Below are 18,032 nucleotides of genomic sequence, written 5' to 3' on the forward strand. Positions count from 1 at the left end.
ATAGCCCTCCTCTTGATGTTTATTTCCAAATTTCATGCTATCACAAAATAGAAAAACAATCATATTTTCACCTTTGTAATCTTGCTCTTACATTTGTGAGTACATACATACGCACTTTATTCAGGTTATACTAATTTCAGAGGTGATGTTCTTTGCACAATGAAGGGGTTACGTTAACAAATGAGCATTGGCGAGCAATTATTCATAATGATTCTTCCTATGATAGCAAATTCTTTTATGCTGTGAAATCAACCGGAATCTTTTGCAGGCCGTCATGCAAATCAAGAATACCGAATAGAAACAATGTACGAATTTTTCATCACGCAGAGCAAGCATTAAGTGAAAACTTTCGCCCATGCAAACGTTGTAAACCAAATGGGATAACTTTACCTAATGAAGAGTGGATCGAACAAATTAAAGATTATATCGAAAAACACTTTGACGAATTATTAACTCTCGACATACTTGCGGAAATGTGCCATGGTAGCCCATTTCATTTACAACGCACTTTCAAAAACATGACAGGAATAAGTCCAATAGAATATATACAGCAGTTCAGGATTGTTAAAGCGGCAGAACACCTATTACAAACAAATCAATCCATTAAAGAAATTAGTACTGCTGTCGGGATAGAAAATCCAGAGTATTTCGCAACTTTATTTAAAAAGAAAACCGGATTTACTCCTACTGAATATCGAAAAAAGAACGAAACGAAAGAGGGATACAATAATGAATTCCTATAAAAATAATTTTATATATTGGACGCTACTTACACATGAAAATTGGCAGTTTCATATTGGTGCAACTGAAAATGGATTATGTTTCATTGGATCCCAAGACGAAAACTTTGAAGAACTAAATATATGGGCTAGAAAAAAATTGCCACAACATATATTGACCTGTAATCCAGATTATCTGCAAACATATGCCAAAGAAATTATCGAGTATTTAGAAAATAAGCGAGGAACTTTTACATTCCCTATCGATGCTTACGGAACCGAATTTCAATTATCTGTTTGGAATACGGTACGTGAAATTCCTTACGGGAAGACATATTCCTATTCAGAAATTGCCGGCAGAATACAAAAACCTACAGCTGTGCGTGCTGTTGCTTCTGCCATTGCTGCCAACCCTCTTCTTATTACAATTCCTTGCCATCGTGTTATTGGAAAGAATGGTAAACTAACTGGTTTTAGAGGTGGATTAGAAATGAAGAAAGAGTTGCTTACATTAGAAAAGTCGCAGGTAGAATTCATATGACAGCAGAATATACTAACGCATTAACTTTAGCAGTTCCAACAGAATTTAGTTTCCAAGAAAATTTACGCTATCTATCACGTTCTAACAATGAATGTATGTTCCAAATTGAAGATAACAAAATTTATAAAGTTATTCCTGTTCACGATGTAAATCCTTTAGTTGAAATTAGTATGAATACGAATGGTAATATTCAAATACGTTTTTTAGAAGAATTATATACATCTGAAGAATCGGTTTGCGAAGCTGTAGCTACTTATGTGAAGGATTGGTTTGATTTAACTACTGATTTAGCTCCCTTTTATACATTAGCTAAACTTGATGTACTCCTTCAAGGACCAATTGAACAATATTATGGCCTTCGTACTTTAGGTATTCCAGACTTATTTGAAGCACTTTCCTGGGGAATTATCGGTCAGCAAATTAACCTCACATATGCTTATACGCTAAAAAGAAGATTAGTCGAGCAATTTGGTAATTATGTAGAATGGAATGATAGAAAACATTGGATATTCCCTTCTCCTGAAACGATTGCACATTTACACGTAGAGGAACTTAAAAAATTAAAAATGACGACTAGAAAATGTGAATATTTAATCGGTATTGCAAAGCTTATTACAGAAGGAAAACTATCAAAAGAATCTTTACTGCAAATACAAGATGTGAAACAAGCTGAAAAACAATTAACTGCTATACACGGTATAGGACCGTGGACTGCCAACTATGTTTTAATGCGTTGTTTACGATTTCCTTCCGCTTTTCCAATTGACGATGTTGGCTTGCACAATGCAATTAAATATATAACAGGTTCTGAAAGTAAACCGACTAAACAGGAAATAAAAGATTTTGCGGCAAATTGGACCAACTGGGAGTCTTACGCAACTTTTTATTTGTGGCGAGTATTATACTAAAAAACCAAGTAGCGCATCCGCACTACTTGGTTCTTTTTTAAGCTTGTTCCTCGAATCGTCTTGCGATTTCCACAATAACTTGAACAGCTTTTTCCATCGTATCCACCGAAACATATTCAAATTTACCGTGATAGTTTTCACCACCTGTGAAAATATTCGGCGTTGGTAATCCCATATACGATAATTGTGATCCATCTGTTCCACCACGAATCGGATGAATGTTTGGTTCGATATTTAAACTTTTCATCGCTTCATATGCAATATCAACAATTTCTCTTACTGGTTCGATTTTTTCAAGCATGTTATAGTATTGATCATTCATTTCTAAAACGACTGCATTTTGTCCATACTTCTCTTGCATTTGCTTCACAATATTTTCAACGTTATGTTTACGCGCCTCAAAATTTTCACGATCAAAATCTCGAATAATATAATACGCTTTACTTTGCTCAACATCACCATTTAATGAAAGTAAATGATAGAATCCTTCATAGCCTTCTGTATATTCTGGTGCCTCTTCTACTGGTAAGTGCCCATTAAACTCCATAGCAAGTTTAGTTGCGTTACACATTTTATTTTTCGCTGTTCCAGGATGTGTATTCGTTCCGTTAAACGTTAACTTAGCACCTGCAGCATTAAAGCTTTCATACTCTAAACCACCTAATGGACCTCCATCCATCGTATAAGCACATGATGCACCAAACGCTTCTACATCAAAATGCGCTGGCCCACGACCAATTTCTTCATCCGGCGTAAATGCTACTCTTATTTTCCCATGTTTAATTTGCGGATTATGTATTAAATAGTTCATTGCAACCATAATTTCAGTCAGACCAGCTTTATCATCTGCTCCTAGAAGTGTCGTACCATCCGTTGTAATAATCGTATGTCCTTTATATGATGGTAATTCTGGAAACTGTTCTGGCGTTAACACAACATTTAGCTCTTCATTTAACGTAATCGCATTGCCATCAAAATTTTCATGAATTTGTGGTTTTACGTTTTTACCTGTAAAGTCTGTTGCCGTATCTAAATGTGCTAAAAAGCCGATTACCGGCACGTCCTTATCCGTATTAGCAGGAAGTGTTGCCATTACATACCCATTATCATCCATTGTTACTTCTGTTAAGCCAATCTCTTTTAACTCTTCCACTAATAACTTACCAAACTCAATTTGTCCAGGTGTTGTTGGTACTGTATGACTTTCTTCATTTGATTGTGTATCAATCTTTACATATCTCGTAAATCTTTCAATAAGTTCTTGTTTCAAACTCATTCACTCCCTTTTATGTTTCTCGTTCTATTATAATCCTTAAAACGAAATATTTTAACTTTTTTGACCGCGAATATATATTTCATTTGTATTTTAGCAATTTTAAATAGCAGCTAAAAAGTCGTAATATTTGTACATCAAAACTCTTACATGTAATATACATAATTATACAATATAGGAGGTTTTAAAGATGAGGCTAACTCTCTTTCGCTATTTTCTTTTTTTCTTGGGATTAATTTTTTTCGGCCTTGGAAACGCCCTTGCAGTCAAAGTTAAATTTCTCGGTTTACACCCTTGGGAAGTTTTAAATATGGCTCTCTACCAAAGATTTGGATGGACCATTGGTACGTGGAGTGTCATATGTGGATTATGTCTCGTTCTCATTTCTTTATTAGTAGATCGAAAATATATAAATGTGGGCACATTTTTAAATGCACTACTTATCGGTCCCGTTATGGACTTTTTCTTACAATCAAACATTCTTCCAAACGCTAGTGATTATTTATGGATAAACTTACTCATTTTATTTGCTGGTATTGCAATTACAGGTATTGGGGGAGGGATGTATGTTGCGGCTGGGATTGGTGCTGGCCCTCGAGATGGATTCATGCTTACTATTTCCGACAAAACAGGGCTATCTATTAGCCGTGCTAGAATCATAGTAGAATGTGTTGTACTAGTTATTGGATTTATGCTAGGAGGTCCTGTTTTCATCGTAACTTTTCTTTACACCTTTATTCAAAGTCCAATCTTTCAGCAATCATTTAAGATGTTTCAAACCCTCTTACATACTTTACATAACAAAGAGAAAGTTAGTGAACATATTTAAAATACAACTTAATACAAAGTATTCACCCTATTTACGATTCTCACCGCAAATAGGGTGTTTCTTTTTTTATCTCACAATTTAAGAATACATACTATTTATTTACAATAAATGTATATATATCATCATAAATACAACCATTTACTCTAATAACATACTTCCCTGGTTTACTAAAACTAATTGTGTATTTATTTAACTGGATTGCTTCTTTATCTCCAGAAAGAATATCAATACTTCTACCACTCAATACATAAAATTCACTTTGATTCATCGTTACATCAATTGCATTGAAATTTCCTTCTTTCACCTGCTGGGTTTCCGCAGCGCTTACACTTGGTTCTAAAAACAGTAGTCCACTTAATCCAATCGTACCTGCTAAAGCTACTCCCGCAAACTTTTTAATCTTTTTCATTACAATGTCCTCCTTATAAATTTTGTGTAAAGGTGATTTCCCCCCCTTACACCACAAAGCCTATATGTAATGAAATGAAAAGTAAACGGGGACCGTAAGACAAAATTCTACATCTTCTTCTCCAATTGAATATAAATCCAACGTTTGGAGTTTTGTCACATTTAAAATTGTTTCCTTAAACCAACTTCCAATTATATTATTCAGAAATTGAATAATTACTTATTGATTTAAGATTCTAAAAATAGTTGATAAAAATGCTTTCTATAAAAAAAGTATATTTTATAATTACGAATTAAAACACACTCCATATATTCAGTTTTATTCTCCTATCCATAATTTTTCTACATTCAATAATTGTTCATCATTAAATTCCAGCTTATATATGTCAGGCTTTGATGTATGTATTAGAAATTCAAACCCGTATTGCTTATCAAAATAATTCATCATGAGTGTCATTACAAGCCCATGTGTGCCAATTACAATTTTTTGTCCTTGAAAATCCATTAATATTTCCTTTAACACTTTCACTACCCGTCTCTGACAATCCTTATATGACTCTCCTTCCATGAGTGCAAAGTCAGGATTAGAGAACATCTTCTTTACAAGCGGATACACCTCTTTATCTGATATAACTTGATCCCCACTGGAAAATATACACTCTTTAAGGTTTTCATATATTAATATTTCTTTTTCATAGAAATTGGCTGTTTTTTCTATCGTTAACACAGCCCTCGTATATGGACTTGAAATGAAAGTATCGATTCCCTCTGTTTTTAATATGTCTGTTACTCTATGAGCGTCTAAACTTCCCTTTTCAGTTAAACCACGTGTTCTTTCACTCCCTTCTAATTTTGATGATTCACCGTGCCTAACCATATAAATATATGTATTCATACTTCCTCCTTGAAAATATTCATTCGTTTTTTATAAATTTTGTTGTTTTGTTCGTGTAATCCATTCTCCTACTAAACTCTCGAATAGTTCAGGCTGTTCAATTTGCAAATTATGTCCCGCCATATCAAGCACCGCTAATGTTGCTCTTGGATAATCTTCAATAATTTCTATAATATCTCGATAACCTACCGATATATCTTGTCTTCCTGCTAATAAAAGAACGGGTTTCTCATATTTTTTTCGGTGAAACTCCATAGTAAGAGAATAATTTTTTTGCAACCTTTCAATAAATTCATAATTAGCAACATCTAACCCGGGCTTAATTTCTTCTTTAAATCGCTTATATGTATATTCATTTGCTACCACTGCTAACTCGCTAAATTCTTTTCTTTCGGTAGAAGTTAACGTATTTAAAAACTCCTTATCTTGTACAATTATCTGTTTATCCGGTAAACGTCTTTCTTTTTGCAGCGCAACAACCACAGGACATATTAATAATAATCCATTGACTCTCTCAAACATTTTTGAAAGTATCCCTCTAGCTAAATATCCGCCGAAAGACTCTCCTACTAGTAAAAAATCTTTCTTTGGAATGATTTCTTCAATAAATATAGTTAACACTTCTAATATATGATCTGAACTATTTATCCAATCTGGAGCGTTCGACTTTCCCATTCCAGGTAAATCAATATATATTCGTTGATAACCTTCATATTTTTGAAATACTGATTCCATACATTTCATCATTAACCTATGATCCGGCGCACAGCCATGTATGATAAGGACAGGTTTCCCCTCTCCAACAATTTCATAGTATACTTCTGCACCTTTCATTCGAAATAACATAAAAAGTCCTCCCTATTTAGTGAAAATACTATCCACTCTGTAAGAATACATGTTCTTATTTTATATCCTTTTGTAACATTTTTACAAATGTTAATTTTTAGATTAAAAATAAAAACCTTACTTAAAATAGCCTATAACAATCAAAAGATCAGCTCAAAAGAGGATTCTCATCATTTTATATGCAATTGTGCATCTCCACTTACAAATTACTAAAAAACCTTTACAATTCAAAGGATGACTAAATATACAATTTCCATTTAAAATCTTGATGAAGTACATATTATCAAACTCAATATTTTTCAATTTTAATAATTATTAAACTCTTCAATACTTTCCTTATAAACAAGATTTTTACAAGGAAATCTGATACAATTCTTAAATAATATTATTATGTATAGATATTACGAATATAGTGCATAATTAAAGAAGGTGATTTTATTGAAATTAAATAAAAATTTACAACTATGTATATTAATCGGAACATTAATATGCTATTCAATTTATTTTATATTTTTTTATCTGTTCCCTACTCATTTTTCAAATTCGGATGTACGCTTCGCTTCACTTATCGTTGAAGCCATTACATTTGTATCACTAATTTATTCTATATATTCTAAAAAAGTCAGTTCAAATCCATTTTGGGTATGTATCACAATAGCAATTGGGAGTTTTTTATTAGGAAAAATAGTATATACATATCAAGATAGCTTCTTCGAAATTCCAATACATCGTTTTACTATTTCTGATGTATTTTACATGTTTTTTCTACTCTTTTGTCTTATCGCTTTCAGTTATAAAATTTTAAAAGAATGCGATAAATGGGAAAAAGCGTTCTTTATTTGTGATATATGTATAGTACTTACTTCCATATTCACATTAGAGTGGTATTTATTTAATCAACCAAATTTAAATATATTCTCTCTTTCACTAGGAGATGTTTTCCTTTCATTTCTATATCCAATTGCAGATTTATTATTTCTCCTACTAGGCGTTAGTCTCTTTTTCCGTCCGACAATTTTTAATTCTAAACGGAAGATTTATATCTTTATTTTTGTATTAATAAGTTCTGCAACTTTTAACTATATTTATTTTTACTTAAATAACCATTTATCAACCGAAACGATAACATTATTACGTCTTTTATATAGAATACCTATATTGTTTATTGCAATAGCTGGATCTATTTCAGCAGATCGTAATAGCCATAAAAACTATTTCATTGTTAACCCTATAATAGGAAAAAAGGCTTTAGTTGTATTTCCCTATCTTGCTGTTGCAATACTAATCGGGTTTACATTAAAAGAACAAACAGCATCTTCAACTCTCATTACAGGAAATTGTATTACTTTCATTTTCGTACTCATTCGTCATTCTATTGTACGTATGCAAAACAATTCCCTAACAAAACGTTTACAGGCATTTAATGCGCAACTAGAAGAAAAAGTGACTTTACGGACTTCTGATTTAGTTCATAAATCAGAGGCTCTATCTCAAAAACAACAAAAGTTTAAATCGTTATATGAATATCACCCTGATCCTATTTTTACAATTGATTTACATGGCGTATTCTTAAATGTAAATCAAGCCGGAAGTATACTACTTGGAGCACCAACAGATGAGTTACTCGGTGAAACTTGTTTTTCGATTATTTTAGATGAAGACAAACATAAACTAACATCTGCATTAGAAAAAGTGAAACAACAAGAATCGGCATACTTACAACTAAGTTCTAAATATAAAGATGGCTTTACTTATTTTTTATACGTTACCATCGTCCCTATTATAATAGACGGACAAATTTCAGGAAGCTACATTATGGTAAAAGATATTACCGCACTAAAAAAGCAACAAGAAGAAATAAAATATTTAGCATTCCATGATACTGTAACGAAAATTGGGAACCGCGCCTTTTTCCATAAGAAACTAAAAAAATTTATAAAACATGCTAAAACGACAGAAAGCGAGTTTGCATTATTATATTTAGATTTAGATCGTTTTAAAGCAATCAACGATACACTTGGACATTCAGCAGGAGATCACATATTAGAAGAAGTAGCGAAGCGATTCCAATCATGTCTTCCCTCACATACTCATCTGTCAAGAATCGGTGGCGATGAATTTACAATCTTAATTGAAAACTATACTGACGAAGATTCCTTATTCGATTTATGCAACCAGTTATTTGAATGCATGGAAAAACCGTTTGTCATACATGAGCATACATTAACTTTATCACTTAGTATCGGCATCGCTATTTATCCACATTCCGGAATCGATACCGCTACACTTTTGAAAAACGCTAATGTTGCCATGTATGATGCGAAAGCAAAAAAACTTAACTCTGTCTCTATTTATGACGATGTAATCGCTAAAAAAATTGAAAGACGATTACGATTAGAAAAAGATTTACCAAACGCAATACAAAATGAAGAATTGTTCCTTTTGTATCAACCTCAAGTTGATAGTGAATCTAATAAAATTATCGGTGCAGAAGCTCTAATCAGGTGGAATCATCCTGAATTAGGCGTTATTTCTCCATACGAGTTTATTCCGATTGCAGAAGAAACACTACAAATTATTCCAATAGGAAAATGGACGTTACAGCAAGCTTGTGAGCAAATGAAACGTTGGCATACACTCGGATATTCTCATTTAAAAATTGGTGTAAACTTATCTGCTAAAGAATTTGAACAAGAAGATTTCGTAAAGTCTATTTCTTCTACATTAGCAACTACAGGCTTACCAGCAAGTTCTCTCGACCTTGAATTAACAGAGCGCATTGCAATGATGGATGAGCGAGAAACATTGATAAAGCTCCGCACACTAAAGGGTTTAGGAGTTCACATTTCAATCGACGACTTTGGTACAGGTTATTCTTCACTAGCGTATTTACCTTTATATCCAATAGATACGTTAAAAATCCCAAGAGAATTTATTACAATGTCTGAAACGTGTGAAGATGGAATGGAAATTATTAAAACGATTATCACATTAGCACATACATTAGAAATGTCTGTCATTGCTGAAGGTGTAGAAACGAAAGAACATGTGAATTTCCTTCAAAAAAATAAATGTCAGTTTATTCAAGGTTACTATTATAGTAAACCTATCCATACTCATGCATTTACTGAGCTATTAGAAAGTGGGATCCAACCATAATACATAGCTAATATGGATAAGTAATAATGAATTTGAACAACTATAGTAAAAAGGAAAGAAGATACCTTCTTTCCTTTTGTTTTTTTATTTAAATTTCTATTACTTCACCACTTCATTTATTATATCTATTAATTGATGAATCCCCTCATCATTTGTTTTCTTATATCCATTCATGTTTTGAATATATCTCTCCTTATTTGTATGCAACTTATTTACTGCATGTATGAATACATTCGTACTTATTCTGTCTTGGAGTAAAACTTCCGCATATCCTTGCCGAGAAAAATATTCAGCATTTAAAACTTGATCTCCCCTACTGGAACTGTTAGTTAACGGGATAAGCAACATCGGTTTCTTCAAAAATAGCAATTCAGAAATAGCAGTAGAACCCGCTCTAGAAACTACAACACTCGCCATATTTAGTATATGCGGCAACTCGTCCCCTATATACTCAAATTGCATATAACCTTCCATACCAATAGATGAATCTACCTTCCCTTTACCGCACATATGAACAATATTAAAATTCAGCAGTAATGTTTCCAAACTTTTCCTTACCATATCATTTATCCACTTAGCACCTTGACTCCCACCCATAATTAACAATACTGGTTTATCTTGCTGAAATTTACAATAGCTTCTTCCCCGCAATACGTTGCCCTTCTCAATTTCCTCCCTTACAATTGGTCCTACATAAACCTTCTTCTCATTACTTACATTTTCTCCTGTCTGAGGAAATGTTGTGCATAGTTTTGTAGTAAAAGGTAATGCTATTTTATTTGCTAATCCTAACGTACTATCTGGTTCACGTATTATTACGGGTACTTTATTCATCCACGCTCCTATTACTACAGGAACGGACACAAATCCTCCTGCCGAAAAAATAACATCTGGTTTTATTCGTTTCATCAATTTATAACTTTGTATGCAACCTTTTATTATTTTAAAAGGATCTTTAAAGTTTTCCCAATCCCAATATCTCCTAAGCTTTCCCGTTGAAATACTATTGTATTTCACATTTTGAACTAATAGTTTTTCAATTCCATTTTGAGATCCAATATACTCAACTCCCCATCCTTTTTTCATAAATTTAGGAATTAATACCATATTAATCATTACGTGTCCGGCTGTACCGCCCCCAGTAAAGAGAATCTTTTTATTCATAATTTATATCCACCTTTATCATTAAAAATCTTGTTTTATACTTATCTATTATTTATATAAACATTTAACTCAAATCCTATATCTTGCAAAAAATCTTTAATAAGATCATAAAAATCATTTCCATATTCACTACATTCATACTGAGCAAAGACTTGAATTACAGGCCTAGTTCCTGTACCTATTACTGGATTTTTCCTATCATCCTTTTTACCTTCCACATAGGCTCGACATTTATTTATCGCCTCATAGATACACAAAACATGCTCTTCCTCATCTTTCCAATCCAACGTATCAACAATTAAAAGAAATAGCGTATTTTGATTATCTATTGTTTTATAGCCATTCATATATTTCTTACACCCTTTTTATTTTTCATTGAATGCAGATTTCATTACACTTCGCATACTCGAGTACATCTTTTAATGATTGATGGAATTGAATTTTTGGGACCCAACCTAACCTTTTTATATCCTCTATTACTAAACTCTCATTTGATTCGCTCCCACTATGCTCTGCTTCTTTTATGGAAAAATTCAGCTGTGTTAATTCTTTGTATTGTTCTAGTACATCTAATAAAGACCGTTTTATCCCTGATCCAATATTATATTGTTTTCCATTTATTCCATCGCGTAATAACACATGATACGCTTTAACCGCATCACGTACATCTAAAAAATCCCTACTATCTTTCAAACTGTTTACTTCAATAATTGCTTCACTTTTATTCGACTCTATAGTTATCATTTTTTTTGCAAGAATAGAACAAATACCATTCGATACTCCTGGACCAATTAAATTTGAGGGCTTTGCAATGATAATATTTGAATTCATTAATTCACTCCACGCCTCTGCAATATTGACTTGCATCGTTTTACTTAAACTATATGGATTTGAAATTTTTATGTTGTTCATACTATCTGCTTGCAAAGCAGATCCTATAACCAATGTTCTACAGTGAGGTACTTCTTCCTTAATTGCTTCTAATAAATATAATGTCCCTATTACATTAACCTCTACATATTCAAGAGCAGCTGTCCAAGACTCTATGACCGAATTCCTTCCTGCTAAATGCAATACATAATCTGGCTTTATTTGTTTCATTACCTTCATTACTTCGCTCTTATTAGTTAAATCACAAATAATACCATTCCCAATTATTTCTCTATGTGCACGATTTTGAAACATAGGAATTACATGAAAGCCCTGTTCTAAAAAATATTGGCAAGCATGGCGTCCTGTGAAACCATTTGCACCAGTTATTAAAATACTCGCATTTTTTTTCATCGTAAAAACCCTCCTTTTAATAACATTTGTTTCACCTCGTGTTTTGCAAGTAAGTCTTGTTGAGAACTAAAACTCTTCACATCCACAAGCGGATAGCTAGCATAATATTCTTGCAGTCCTTCTATAGGAATAGTCGGTAGTACCACAAAATAATTTTGATCAAAACTTATACTTGTTTTACTCTCTACCTCAGATAAAAGCATTTCACTTAATTTTTCACCCGGTCTTATCCCTACTTCTTTTACCTTCACGTTTTCCTTTTTCGAATCTTCAATTAACACTTCCGCTAAATCTGTTATTTTACATGCCGGCATTTTCATAACAAAGATTTCCCCACCTCTACCTTGATATACGGCTTTAAATAACAATCCAACAGCATCTTCAATCGTTAAGAAAAATCTAGTCATATTTGCATCGGTAATCCCTACTTGTGAAGATTTTTTAATTTGTTTTTTAAAAAGTGGTACCACACTTCCGCTCGTCCCCAAAACATTTCCACCACGAACACAAATGAATTTTGTTTTCTCCGTTTGCATATTCGCATGCACCATTAACTTCTCACCAATTGCTTTTGTCATCCCATACGTATTTGATGGATCGGCTGCTTTATCCGTTGAAACATATATAACTTTCTCAACTTGCATCTGTATAGATGCTTCAATTACATTTTGTGTACCATGTATATTTGTTTTTATAGCTTCATAAGGATAATACTCACATACTGGAACATGTTTTAAAGCTGCAAGATGGAATACATAATGGACACCTTGGCATGCATAGGCTATTTGATCTTTATCACGAATATCTCCAATAATAAATTTTAACCTATCATCATTTATAAACTGTTGCTGCATTTCAAACTGAACCGTTTCATTTCTTGAAAAAACCCTAATTTCTTTCGGTGATTTTTCTAATAGTTGTTTTATAAGTTCATGTCCCCACGAACCTGTACCACCAGTAATTAAAATTATTTTATTCAGCATCTCTTTTCCTCCTACCAAACATTTCAATTAATATAGTATTTATAAAATTTATTGAATTATTTTCAATTGATTTAAATCATAATCGTCGTTTGTTACATTTAATTGACAAAATAAAAAAACAGAAACTATTAAAAATAGTTTCTGTTTTTCATTTCACCTCACAACAGTAAGATTTTTTATACTGTTTGCATAAGAAATAAATTCCTTGTAAAAAACACCGCTCATTTATTTCTTATACTCGTAATAAAATAAATAGAATGATTCTTAGCCAATAATCATGTATAAATTTATGAAAAAGGGAGGGAATGGAATGTACCAAAGCAATTCAAATCATACAGATAACAGACTTTCCAAAGCATTGCCTCTCTCCCTATTCGATGTGAAAAATGAATTGAAACAAAAAAGCAAGCTCGTTCATTCTGGCACGATGTATAAATTAACGAAAGAAGAGCAACTCATCATCAACAACATAAAAATACAAACAGAACAGCTAAATAAAAATAATGTGACAAGAACACGCGCATACTACCAATTTTACATTCAATATCCAGAAATACATTGGGCACTACTTGGGCATATGGTATCACGTAACGGCGGTTGGAATATGACTGATTTAAAGGGCGATTTATATACGAAAATTTTATCAGAGAAAGAGCAAATCACATTTTTTTCTTTTTTAGAAAGAGGGAATTGGCTTATTTTCCAAGATGTATATCCTCAATTTCTGCTTTATGAACAAAGTGTAAAAAGAGCACAAAGGCTATTTCACCTTCTCCCTCACCTAAATGTTTCTACATTTATGGAAACGATGTGGAACGATTTTTGGAAAACAGGTAACAAAAAAACATTAGCCATTGCAACTATTATTAATGAACAAAACTACTTAGAAAAAAGAGTGATTCAAAATATACAATTTAAAAAGACTGTACTTAATAGTATTGGATTTAAACTCTTTGATTTCTTTCAGTTTAATCATATCCTTTTCCCATTCTACGAAAATGATAAGAAACACAAAGTATTACTATTTGGTGATACAATGAAACATTTTACTTCCTTACACGAACGAATCTTAATTGGAAAAAGGTTGTATTCATTATTATTTCGAGACACACATGTTTTATCTCAAATAATAAGCTGGGCCCAGCACCATCCGCATACAGGATCAAGGAAAGATTACTGGCCTCATTTATTCTCAAGTGTAAATGAATCTTTTTCCCGTGAGTTTTATAAACGTCGAATAAAGAAATGCCAGTTGCGTACTGGCGCTTATCGTATATACAGTCCTGCACTCATCTATGCATGGCGAGATATGAAGCATGAAGAAGTTGACAGTGAAGATTGGTTTACGGACTGGCAAGTTATAAATTACTTAGTAGATAAGGAGGAAAATATAAATGGACAAATTACAGAAGACTACTGTAAAACACTCGAAAAAATTGAGTTGGCAATTCTTGCAAAGAAAAACGTCCTCCTTCGAGAAGAAGAATGATTTTCTAGCATTAGCAGTTACAATCTTACTCTCTTCTATTATCGGCACTTGCTTAGATGCTTTCTTTGTTGCAAAACAAATCTATTCCTTTCCCGTTAGACCATTCTCATCCATATTTTCAGTTAACATTGGCTTTACCTTGTTTGTACTACCGCTTTTAACAACGCTTTTCATACAAATTTCAAAAACATTATCTGCAGTTTCTAGAATTTTATTTATTGTTTCAATAGGTATTTGTGCTAGTATTTTTGAACAGATTGCTGAAAGATTAAGGTTGTTTGTACATAGTGCGAATTGGCGTCATAGTTACTCTTTGTTTGGATATATGTTATTTTTATTTTTCATATGGAAGTTCTATCAGTCAATTATTAATAAAAAAGGGCGCTAAAAGGCTAACAATCCTTTTAGTACCCTTTTTTTCACATACACATTATTATGCATATGACTCTGCTAACTCCATAATTTTATTACTAATAGTTTGTTCATTAATCTTTAAACATGTGGAAGCATGATTCATTAATACTTCATGACTCCCAACACATATACTTTCCTTAGCATGTATAAACATTGATAAATCGTTTGAATCATTACCAAATACTACAAATTCTCCCTCTTTTATACCTAATCGTTTTAAACCTTCCCATTTATCAATATGTGGCGGACTTATATCAATAATCCCCTCTTTTGCGTGCTCATATATTCTTATAGGAAGTTCTTCCAACGCATTTATGATTAATTCTTTTTTTATATTATCAGGAAATAAAACCACCTTTACTACTTCATCAATTTCATCAATATTCATATTAATAGCCAATTGATTAGGGTCTATGTTTTTGTAGATAGGGTGATTCTCGCTTCCTGTATAAGCATAATTCCACTGACTATCTATCAAATATGAAAGACTATACTTTTCTATAATTGAACGCATAGCACTTACTGCTTCAATGTCAAAACGTATAACTTCAACAATTTCTCCATCCTTTGCGACAAAGGCACCATTCCCACCAATCATTGAATAATGATGCATATGAGTTGGTAGAACAGGTAATAAATCTCTAATCGGTCTAGCAGATGCAAATATAATCTCATGTCCTTTACTATAACAAACGTCTAGCGCTTGAATGATCTGTCTAGTTACTGCGTTCCCTTTAAAACAAATAGTACCATCGATATCAAAAATAAATTTCATATACATCACTCCTTTCTTTTTAATGTAAATGAATTATTTTATAATAGACAGGACAGATGTCCCAAAAGGAGAAACATTATGCAAAAGATTGCGGATAATACTTTATTACTAAATTACCTAAACAATGAATACATAAAAAAACTGTTCCAACAATTCAATCATCCATTTGAGATTCACAGATATGCAGCAAAAGAAACTGTATTACAAGAAGGCGAGGCTATTGACGGCCTATACATTCAAATGTCAGGTCGTACAAAAATAACTTCAAGTGTAATTACAGGTAAAGCATTATTACTACGATTTTGTTCTGCAGTTTCTATCATGGGAGATATTGAATTAATTCAATCAGTAGACATACAATCTCATGTAACCTCCGAACAGCAGACTGATTTTCTTTTTATTGATAAAAATTATGTAACAAGTTACTTATTACATGATGTAGTCTTTCTTCAAGAACTAATTCATCACGTCACTTATAAACTACAAACCTGCACAACGGCTTCACGTATCAATTTACTAGCTTCTGTGGAGACACGCTTTGCTAGTTATTTATGTGCAGCTCGAAACCCATCTAATTTATTTGGACGAGAAATCCATACGAAAGATCATCATGAAATTGCCTCATTAATCGGGACAACTACCCGTCATCTTAATCGAGTTATCGAAAAATTAATAGCTAACAATATAATTCATAAAAATAATAAACAGATTGTTGTTGACGATTGGAAAGCTATTGAAGAACTTTCAAACGGGCTAAGATACGAATAAACAGTTAAATAATTATATACATCCTACCTATAATAAAGAGACCGTTGTAAAAACGGTCTCTCCTTAAGCATACTCTTCAGTTACTACTAATGGTGCCAGAGTTTGAAAACTTTTTGAACGTAAACGATAGGCAACGATTTTCTTCTTATATTGCTTGATTACATCAACATGTTCCTCATGGCTATACAGAGAAAATCTAATCTCTTTATTCCCTTTCTTCGTATTAATAACGATTGGTGTTCCTTCCCCGTGCGGTGGGAAATAATGTTTATCTAAAAATAAAGCCTCATTAAATTCATGAATAACTTGTAGTTTCATTTCTCCCTCTATATTTTTTCCATCTATCGATATAGAGGTATTCTCTTCTTCAAGTTTTTGATGCAATTCAAATCTACTAATAATTGATTCTACAACAGAAGTTGGCATACTAGAAACTAGTACTTTAAGAGCGCCAAAAATAAATAATGTAACTATAAACCATGTTGTCATTTTCATCATCTCCATTACATTTTAAAATATAAAATTCGTTCCATAAGGTATAAATATACTAATGAGTATTCCGGTTACAATCATCGTCACTGAACCGATCGTCGCCTCTTTCTCGCCTTCCTTCACGAGACGGCTCACACCAATAATATGTGATGCGCAGCCCATCCCCACTCCTTTTCCAATCGTACTTGTTATACGGAAAAACTTAAGTACTGTTGGTCCGATAATAGCACCTGTTATTCCTGCAACAACTACAAAACTAGAAGTCATAGATGGAATACCACCAATTTGATCCGCTAATGAAATGGCGATAGGCATCGTCGCTAATTGCGGCAGTGTTGTTAATATGAGTTCCTTATCTATATTTAACATTCCGCCTATCACTACATTCATACTCGTTAAAGCCACTATACCTACCGCTACGCCGATAAGTATCGACAAAAAGTTTTTCATAAGTATATTTCGCTCTTTAAATAAAGGTATCGCTAACGCTACAATTGCAGGACTCAATAAGCCGGAAAGAATGTCTCCCCCATTTGCTCTATACTCATGATGAGAAATACCCAAAATCAGAAATAAGCAAATCATACTTGCTGTAACTGTTAACACCGGTAACGTAAGTGGAAACGGAATTTTTTTATATAACTTTGTCGCCAATACATACATTACTACAGTAATAATAATTAAGACCATTTGCATCTTGCACCTTGTCGATTTTATTTTTTTGATGCTACTAATAATTGACTTATATACCCTGAAACAATCAATGTTACTATTGTGCTTGCAACTACTAAAAGGAATATAACACTCCCCTTACTGAAAAGAAAAGACCCATATTCCATCAGCCCTGTTGTCGAAGGAATTAGAAATAACGGTAAAAATATGATTAACTTTTCCGCACCTTCCTCAAACCACTTTAATGGTAAAATACGAGTAGCAAGGAGTAAAAACAGCATTAACATCCCTATTAAACTTCCTGGCATTGATAAATGGAATACTTCCTGAATCCACGTACCAACTAAGCTAAATACATATAGCACGCCTACTTGAAGTAAAAGCGTCACGTACTTCATTTCTTTCCCTCATTT

20 protein-coding genes are annotated in these 18,032 nt (G+C 32.7%); 8 read left to right on the forward strand and 12 right to left on the reverse strand.

What is annotated here, in order from left to right:
- Positions 1-152 precede the first annotated feature (152 nt).
- Genes AC3WTA_RS06150 through AC3WTA_RS06160 form a run of 3 tightly spaced genes read left to right on the forward strand, consistent with a single transcriptional unit; the run spans position 153 to position 2,168 of the window.
- On the forward strand, positions 153-743 hold the full coding sequence (locus tag AC3WTA_RS06150) for a bifunctional transcriptional activator/DNA repair enzyme AdaA (RefSeq protein ID WP_070169044.1): 591 nt from the start codon (positions 153-155) through the stop codon (positions 741-743).
- Positions 730-1,260, forward strand: coding sequence for a methylated-DNA--[protein]-cysteine S-methyltransferase (locus AC3WTA_RS06155; RefSeq protein WP_001089824.1), 531 nt, complete (start codon positions 730-732; stop codon positions 1,258-1,260). Before AC3WTA_RS06150 ends, AC3WTA_RS06155 begins: the two co-directional genes overlap by 14 nt.
- Positions 1,257-2,168: a DNA-3-methyladenine glycosylase family protein gene (locus AC3WTA_RS06160; protein ID WP_000123540.1), complete on the forward strand. Its 912-nt coding sequence runs from the start codon at positions 1,257-1,259 to the stop codon at positions 2,166-2,168. The genes AC3WTA_RS06155 and AC3WTA_RS06160 overlap by 4 nt, the downstream gene beginning before the upstream one ends.
- 37 nt (positions 2,169-2,205) lie before the next feature.
- On the opposite strand, the gene pepT is transcribed toward AC3WTA_RS06160, so the two are convergent.
- The gene (gene pepT, locus AC3WTA_RS06165) at positions 2,206-3,438 is read right to left on the reverse strand and encodes a peptidase T (RefSeq protein ID WP_000807017.1); all 1,233 of its coding nucleotides are present in this window, start codon (positions 3,436-3,438) and stop codon (positions 2,206-2,208) included.
- Positions 3,439-3,631: 193 nt separating this feature from the next.
- Here pepT and AC3WTA_RS06170 point away from each other — a divergent pair, with 193 nt between their 5' ends.
- Positions 3,632-4,270, forward strand: coding sequence for a YczE/YyaS/YitT family protein (locus tag AC3WTA_RS06170; protein ID WP_001241270.1), 639 nt, complete (start codon positions 3,632-3,634; stop codon positions 4,268-4,270).
- A 91-nt stretch (positions 4,271-4,361) separates the two neighbouring features.
- Here the strand turns inward: AC3WTA_RS06170 and AC3WTA_RS06175 are convergent, their stop codons facing one another.
- The 3 genes from AC3WTA_RS06175 to AC3WTA_RS06185 form a co-directional block, all read right to left on the reverse strand.
- A complete protein-coding gene (locus AC3WTA_RS06175) occupies positions 4,362-4,679 on the reverse strand; it encodes a hypothetical protein (RefSeq protein ID WP_000721342.1) in 318 nt (105 codons plus the stop codon).
- Between the two features lie 318 nt (positions 4,680-4,997).
- Positions 4,998-5,573 carry a histidine phosphatase family protein gene (locus AC3WTA_RS06180; protein WP_001099573.1) on the reverse strand — a complete coding sequence of 192 codons (576 nt, stop codon included), beginning with the start codon at positions 5,571-5,573 and terminating at the stop codon, positions 4,998-5,000.
- Between the two features lie 30 nt (positions 5,574-5,603).
- Positions 5,604-6,419 carry an alpha/beta fold hydrolase gene (locus AC3WTA_RS06185; protein ID WP_000898924.1) on the reverse strand — a complete coding sequence of 272 codons (816 nt, stop codon included), beginning with the start codon at positions 6,417-6,419 and terminating at the stop codon, positions 5,604-5,606.
- 438 nt (positions 6,420-6,857) lie between these two features.
- On the opposite strand from AC3WTA_RS06185, the gene AC3WTA_RS06190 reads away from it, so the two are divergent.
- Complete coding sequence (locus AC3WTA_RS06190) at positions 6,858-9,578, forward strand: sensor domain-containing phosphodiesterase (protein WP_117616466.1); 2,721 nt, start codon at positions 6,858-6,860, stop codon at positions 9,576-9,578.
- Between the two features lie 99 nt (positions 9,579-9,677).
- Here the strand turns inward: AC3WTA_RS06190 and murG are convergent, their stop codons facing one another.
- From murG to AC3WTA_RS06210, 4 genes are read right to left on the reverse strand one after another with little or no spacing between them, the layout of a single operon-like run.
- Positions 9,678-10,742: an undecaprenyldiphospho-muramoylpentapeptide beta-N-acetylglucosaminyltransferase gene (murG, locus tag AC3WTA_RS06195; protein WP_001035082.1), complete on the reverse strand. Its 1,065-nt coding sequence runs from the start codon at positions 10,740-10,742 to the stop codon at positions 9,678-9,680.
- 41 nt (positions 10,743-10,783) lie between these two features.
- Positions 10,784-11,089, reverse strand: a complete 306-nt coding sequence (locus AC3WTA_RS06200) for a DUF6572 domain-containing protein (RefSeq protein WP_078183245.1) — start codon at positions 11,087-11,089, stop codon at positions 10,784-10,786.
- 25 nt (positions 11,090-11,114) lie between these two features.
- Positions 11,115-12,026, reverse strand: coding sequence for an SDR family oxidoreductase (locus AC3WTA_RS06205; RefSeq protein WP_000739074.1), 912 nt, complete (start codon positions 12,024-12,026; stop codon positions 11,115-11,117).
- A complete protein-coding gene (locus tag AC3WTA_RS06210) occupies positions 12,023-13,009 on the reverse strand; it encodes a UDP-N-acetylglucosamine 4,6-dehydratase family protein (protein ID WP_000932598.1) in 987 nt (328 codons plus the stop codon). The genes AC3WTA_RS06205 and AC3WTA_RS06210 overlap by 4 nt, the downstream gene beginning before the upstream one ends.
- A gap of 310 nt (positions 13,010-13,319) precedes the next feature.
- Between AC3WTA_RS06210 and AC3WTA_RS06215 the strand changes: the two genes are divergently transcribed.
- Complete coding sequence (locus tag AC3WTA_RS06215) at positions 13,320-14,498, forward strand: DUF2515 domain-containing protein (RefSeq protein ID WP_000284920.1); 1,179 nt, start codon at positions 13,320-13,322, stop codon at positions 14,496-14,498.
- Positions 14,461-14,886, forward strand: coding sequence for a CBO0543 family protein (locus AC3WTA_RS06220; RefSeq protein ID WP_078183244.1), 426 nt, complete (start codon positions 14,461-14,463; stop codon positions 14,884-14,886). Before AC3WTA_RS06215 ends, AC3WTA_RS06220 begins: the two co-directional genes overlap by 38 nt.
- Before the next feature lie 45 nt (positions 14,887-14,931).
- Here AC3WTA_RS06220 and AC3WTA_RS06225 read toward each other — a convergent pair whose 3' ends face one another.
- Complete coding sequence (locus AC3WTA_RS06225; protein WP_000668603.1) at positions 14,932-15,687, reverse strand: HAD-IIB family hydrolase; 756 nt, start codon at positions 15,685-15,687, stop codon at positions 14,932-14,934.
- A 78-nt stretch (positions 15,688-15,765) separates the two neighbouring features.
- On the opposite strand from AC3WTA_RS06225, the gene AC3WTA_RS06230 reads away from it, so the two are divergent.
- Positions 15,766-16,455 (forward strand): Crp/Fnr family transcriptional regulator, encoded by a 690-nt coding sequence (locus tag AC3WTA_RS06230; protein WP_001169113.1) that lies wholly within the window; start codon positions 15,766-15,768, stop codon positions 16,453-16,455.
- A gap of 63 nt (positions 16,456-16,518) precedes the next feature.
- Here AC3WTA_RS06230 and AC3WTA_RS06235 read toward each other — a convergent pair whose 3' ends face one another.
- The 3 genes from AC3WTA_RS06235 to AC3WTA_RS06245 are packed head-to-tail and all read right to left on the reverse strand — an operon-like array spanning position 16,519 to position 18,017.
- Positions 16,519-16,944 carry a YfmQ family protein gene (locus tag AC3WTA_RS06235; RefSeq protein WP_078183243.1) on the reverse strand — a complete coding sequence of 142 codons (426 nt, stop codon included), beginning with the start codon at positions 16,942-16,944 and terminating at the stop codon, positions 16,519-16,521.
- A 21-nt stretch (positions 16,945-16,965) separates the two neighbouring features.
- A complete protein-coding gene (locus AC3WTA_RS06240; RefSeq protein ID WP_492332848.1) occupies positions 16,966-17,637 on the reverse strand; it encodes an LrgB family protein in 672 nt (223 codons plus the stop codon).
- 23 nt (positions 17,638-17,660) lie between these two features.
- Positions 17,661-18,017 carry a CidA/LrgA family holin-like protein gene (locus AC3WTA_RS06245; protein ID WP_000878487.1) on the reverse strand — a complete coding sequence of 119 codons (357 nt, stop codon included), beginning with the start codon at positions 18,015-18,017 and terminating at the stop codon, positions 17,661-17,663.
- Positions 18,018-18,032 lie beyond the last annotated feature (15 nt).

It is taken from the genome of Bacillus sp. EB106-07-01-XG149, from assembly GCF_058791555.1.

Bases quoted from the DNA above. Each gene is read 5' to 3' on its own strand.
- AC3WTA_RS06155 (WP_001089824.1), top strand. From the start codon at position 730: ATGAATTCCTATAAAAATAATTTTATATATTGGACGCTACTTACACAT.
- AC3WTA_RS06210 (WP_000932598.1), bottom strand. From the start codon at position 13,009: ATGCTGAATAAAATAATTTTAATTACTGGTGGTACAGGTTCGTGGGGA.
- AC3WTA_RS06215 (WP_000284920.1), top strand. From the start codon at position 13,320: ATGTACCAAAGCAATTCAAATCATACAGATAACAGACTTTCCAAAGCA.
- AC3WTA_RS06160 (WP_000123540.1), top strand. From the start codon at position 1,257: ATGACAGCAGAATATACTAACGCATTAACTTTAGCAGTTCCAACAGAA.
- AC3WTA_RS06175 (WP_000721342.1), bottom strand. From the start codon at position 4,679: ATGAAAAAGATTAAAAAGTTTGCGGGAGTAGCTTTAGCAGGTACGATT.
- AC3WTA_RS06170 (WP_001241270.1), top strand. From the start codon at position 3,632: ATGAGGCTAACTCTCTTTCGCTATTTTCTTTTTTTCTTGGGATTAATT.
- AC3WTA_RS06200 (WP_078183245.1), bottom strand. From the start codon at position 11,089: ATGAATGGCTATAAAACAATAGATAATCAAAATACGCTATTTCTTTTA.
- AC3WTA_RS06225 (WP_000668603.1), bottom strand. From the start codon at position 15,687: ATGAAATTTATTTTTGATATCGATGGTACTATTTGTTTTAAAGGGAAC.
- AC3WTA_RS06180 (WP_001099573.1), bottom strand. From the start codon at position 5,573: ATGAATACATATATTTATATGGTTAGGCACGGTGAATCATCAAAATTA.
- AC3WTA_RS06235 (WP_078183243.1), bottom strand. From the start codon at position 16,944: ATGACAACATGGTTTATAGTTACATTATTTATTTTTGGCGCTCTTAAA.
- AC3WTA_RS06205 (WP_000739074.1), bottom strand. From the start codon at position 12,026: ATGAAAAAAAATGCGAGTATTTTAATAACTGGTGCAAATGGTTTCACA.
- murG (WP_001035082.1), bottom strand. From the start codon at position 10,742: ATGAATAAAAAGATTCTCTTTACTGGGGGCGGTACAGCCGGACACGTA.
- AC3WTA_RS06185 (WP_000898924.1), bottom strand. From the start codon at position 6,419: ATGTTATTTCGAATGAAAGGTGCAGAAGTATACTATGAAATTGTTGGA.
- AC3WTA_RS06240 (WP_492332848.1), bottom strand. From the start codon at position 17,637: ATGGTCTTAATTATTATTACTGTAGTAATGTATGTATTGGCGACAAAG.
- AC3WTA_RS06230 (WP_001169113.1), top strand. From the start codon at position 15,766: ATGCAAAAGATTGCGGATAATACTTTATTACTAAATTACCTAAACAAT.
- AC3WTA_RS06245 (WP_000878487.1), bottom strand. From the start codon at position 18,017: ATGAAGTACGTGACGCTTTTACTTCAAGTAGGCGTGCTATATGTATTT.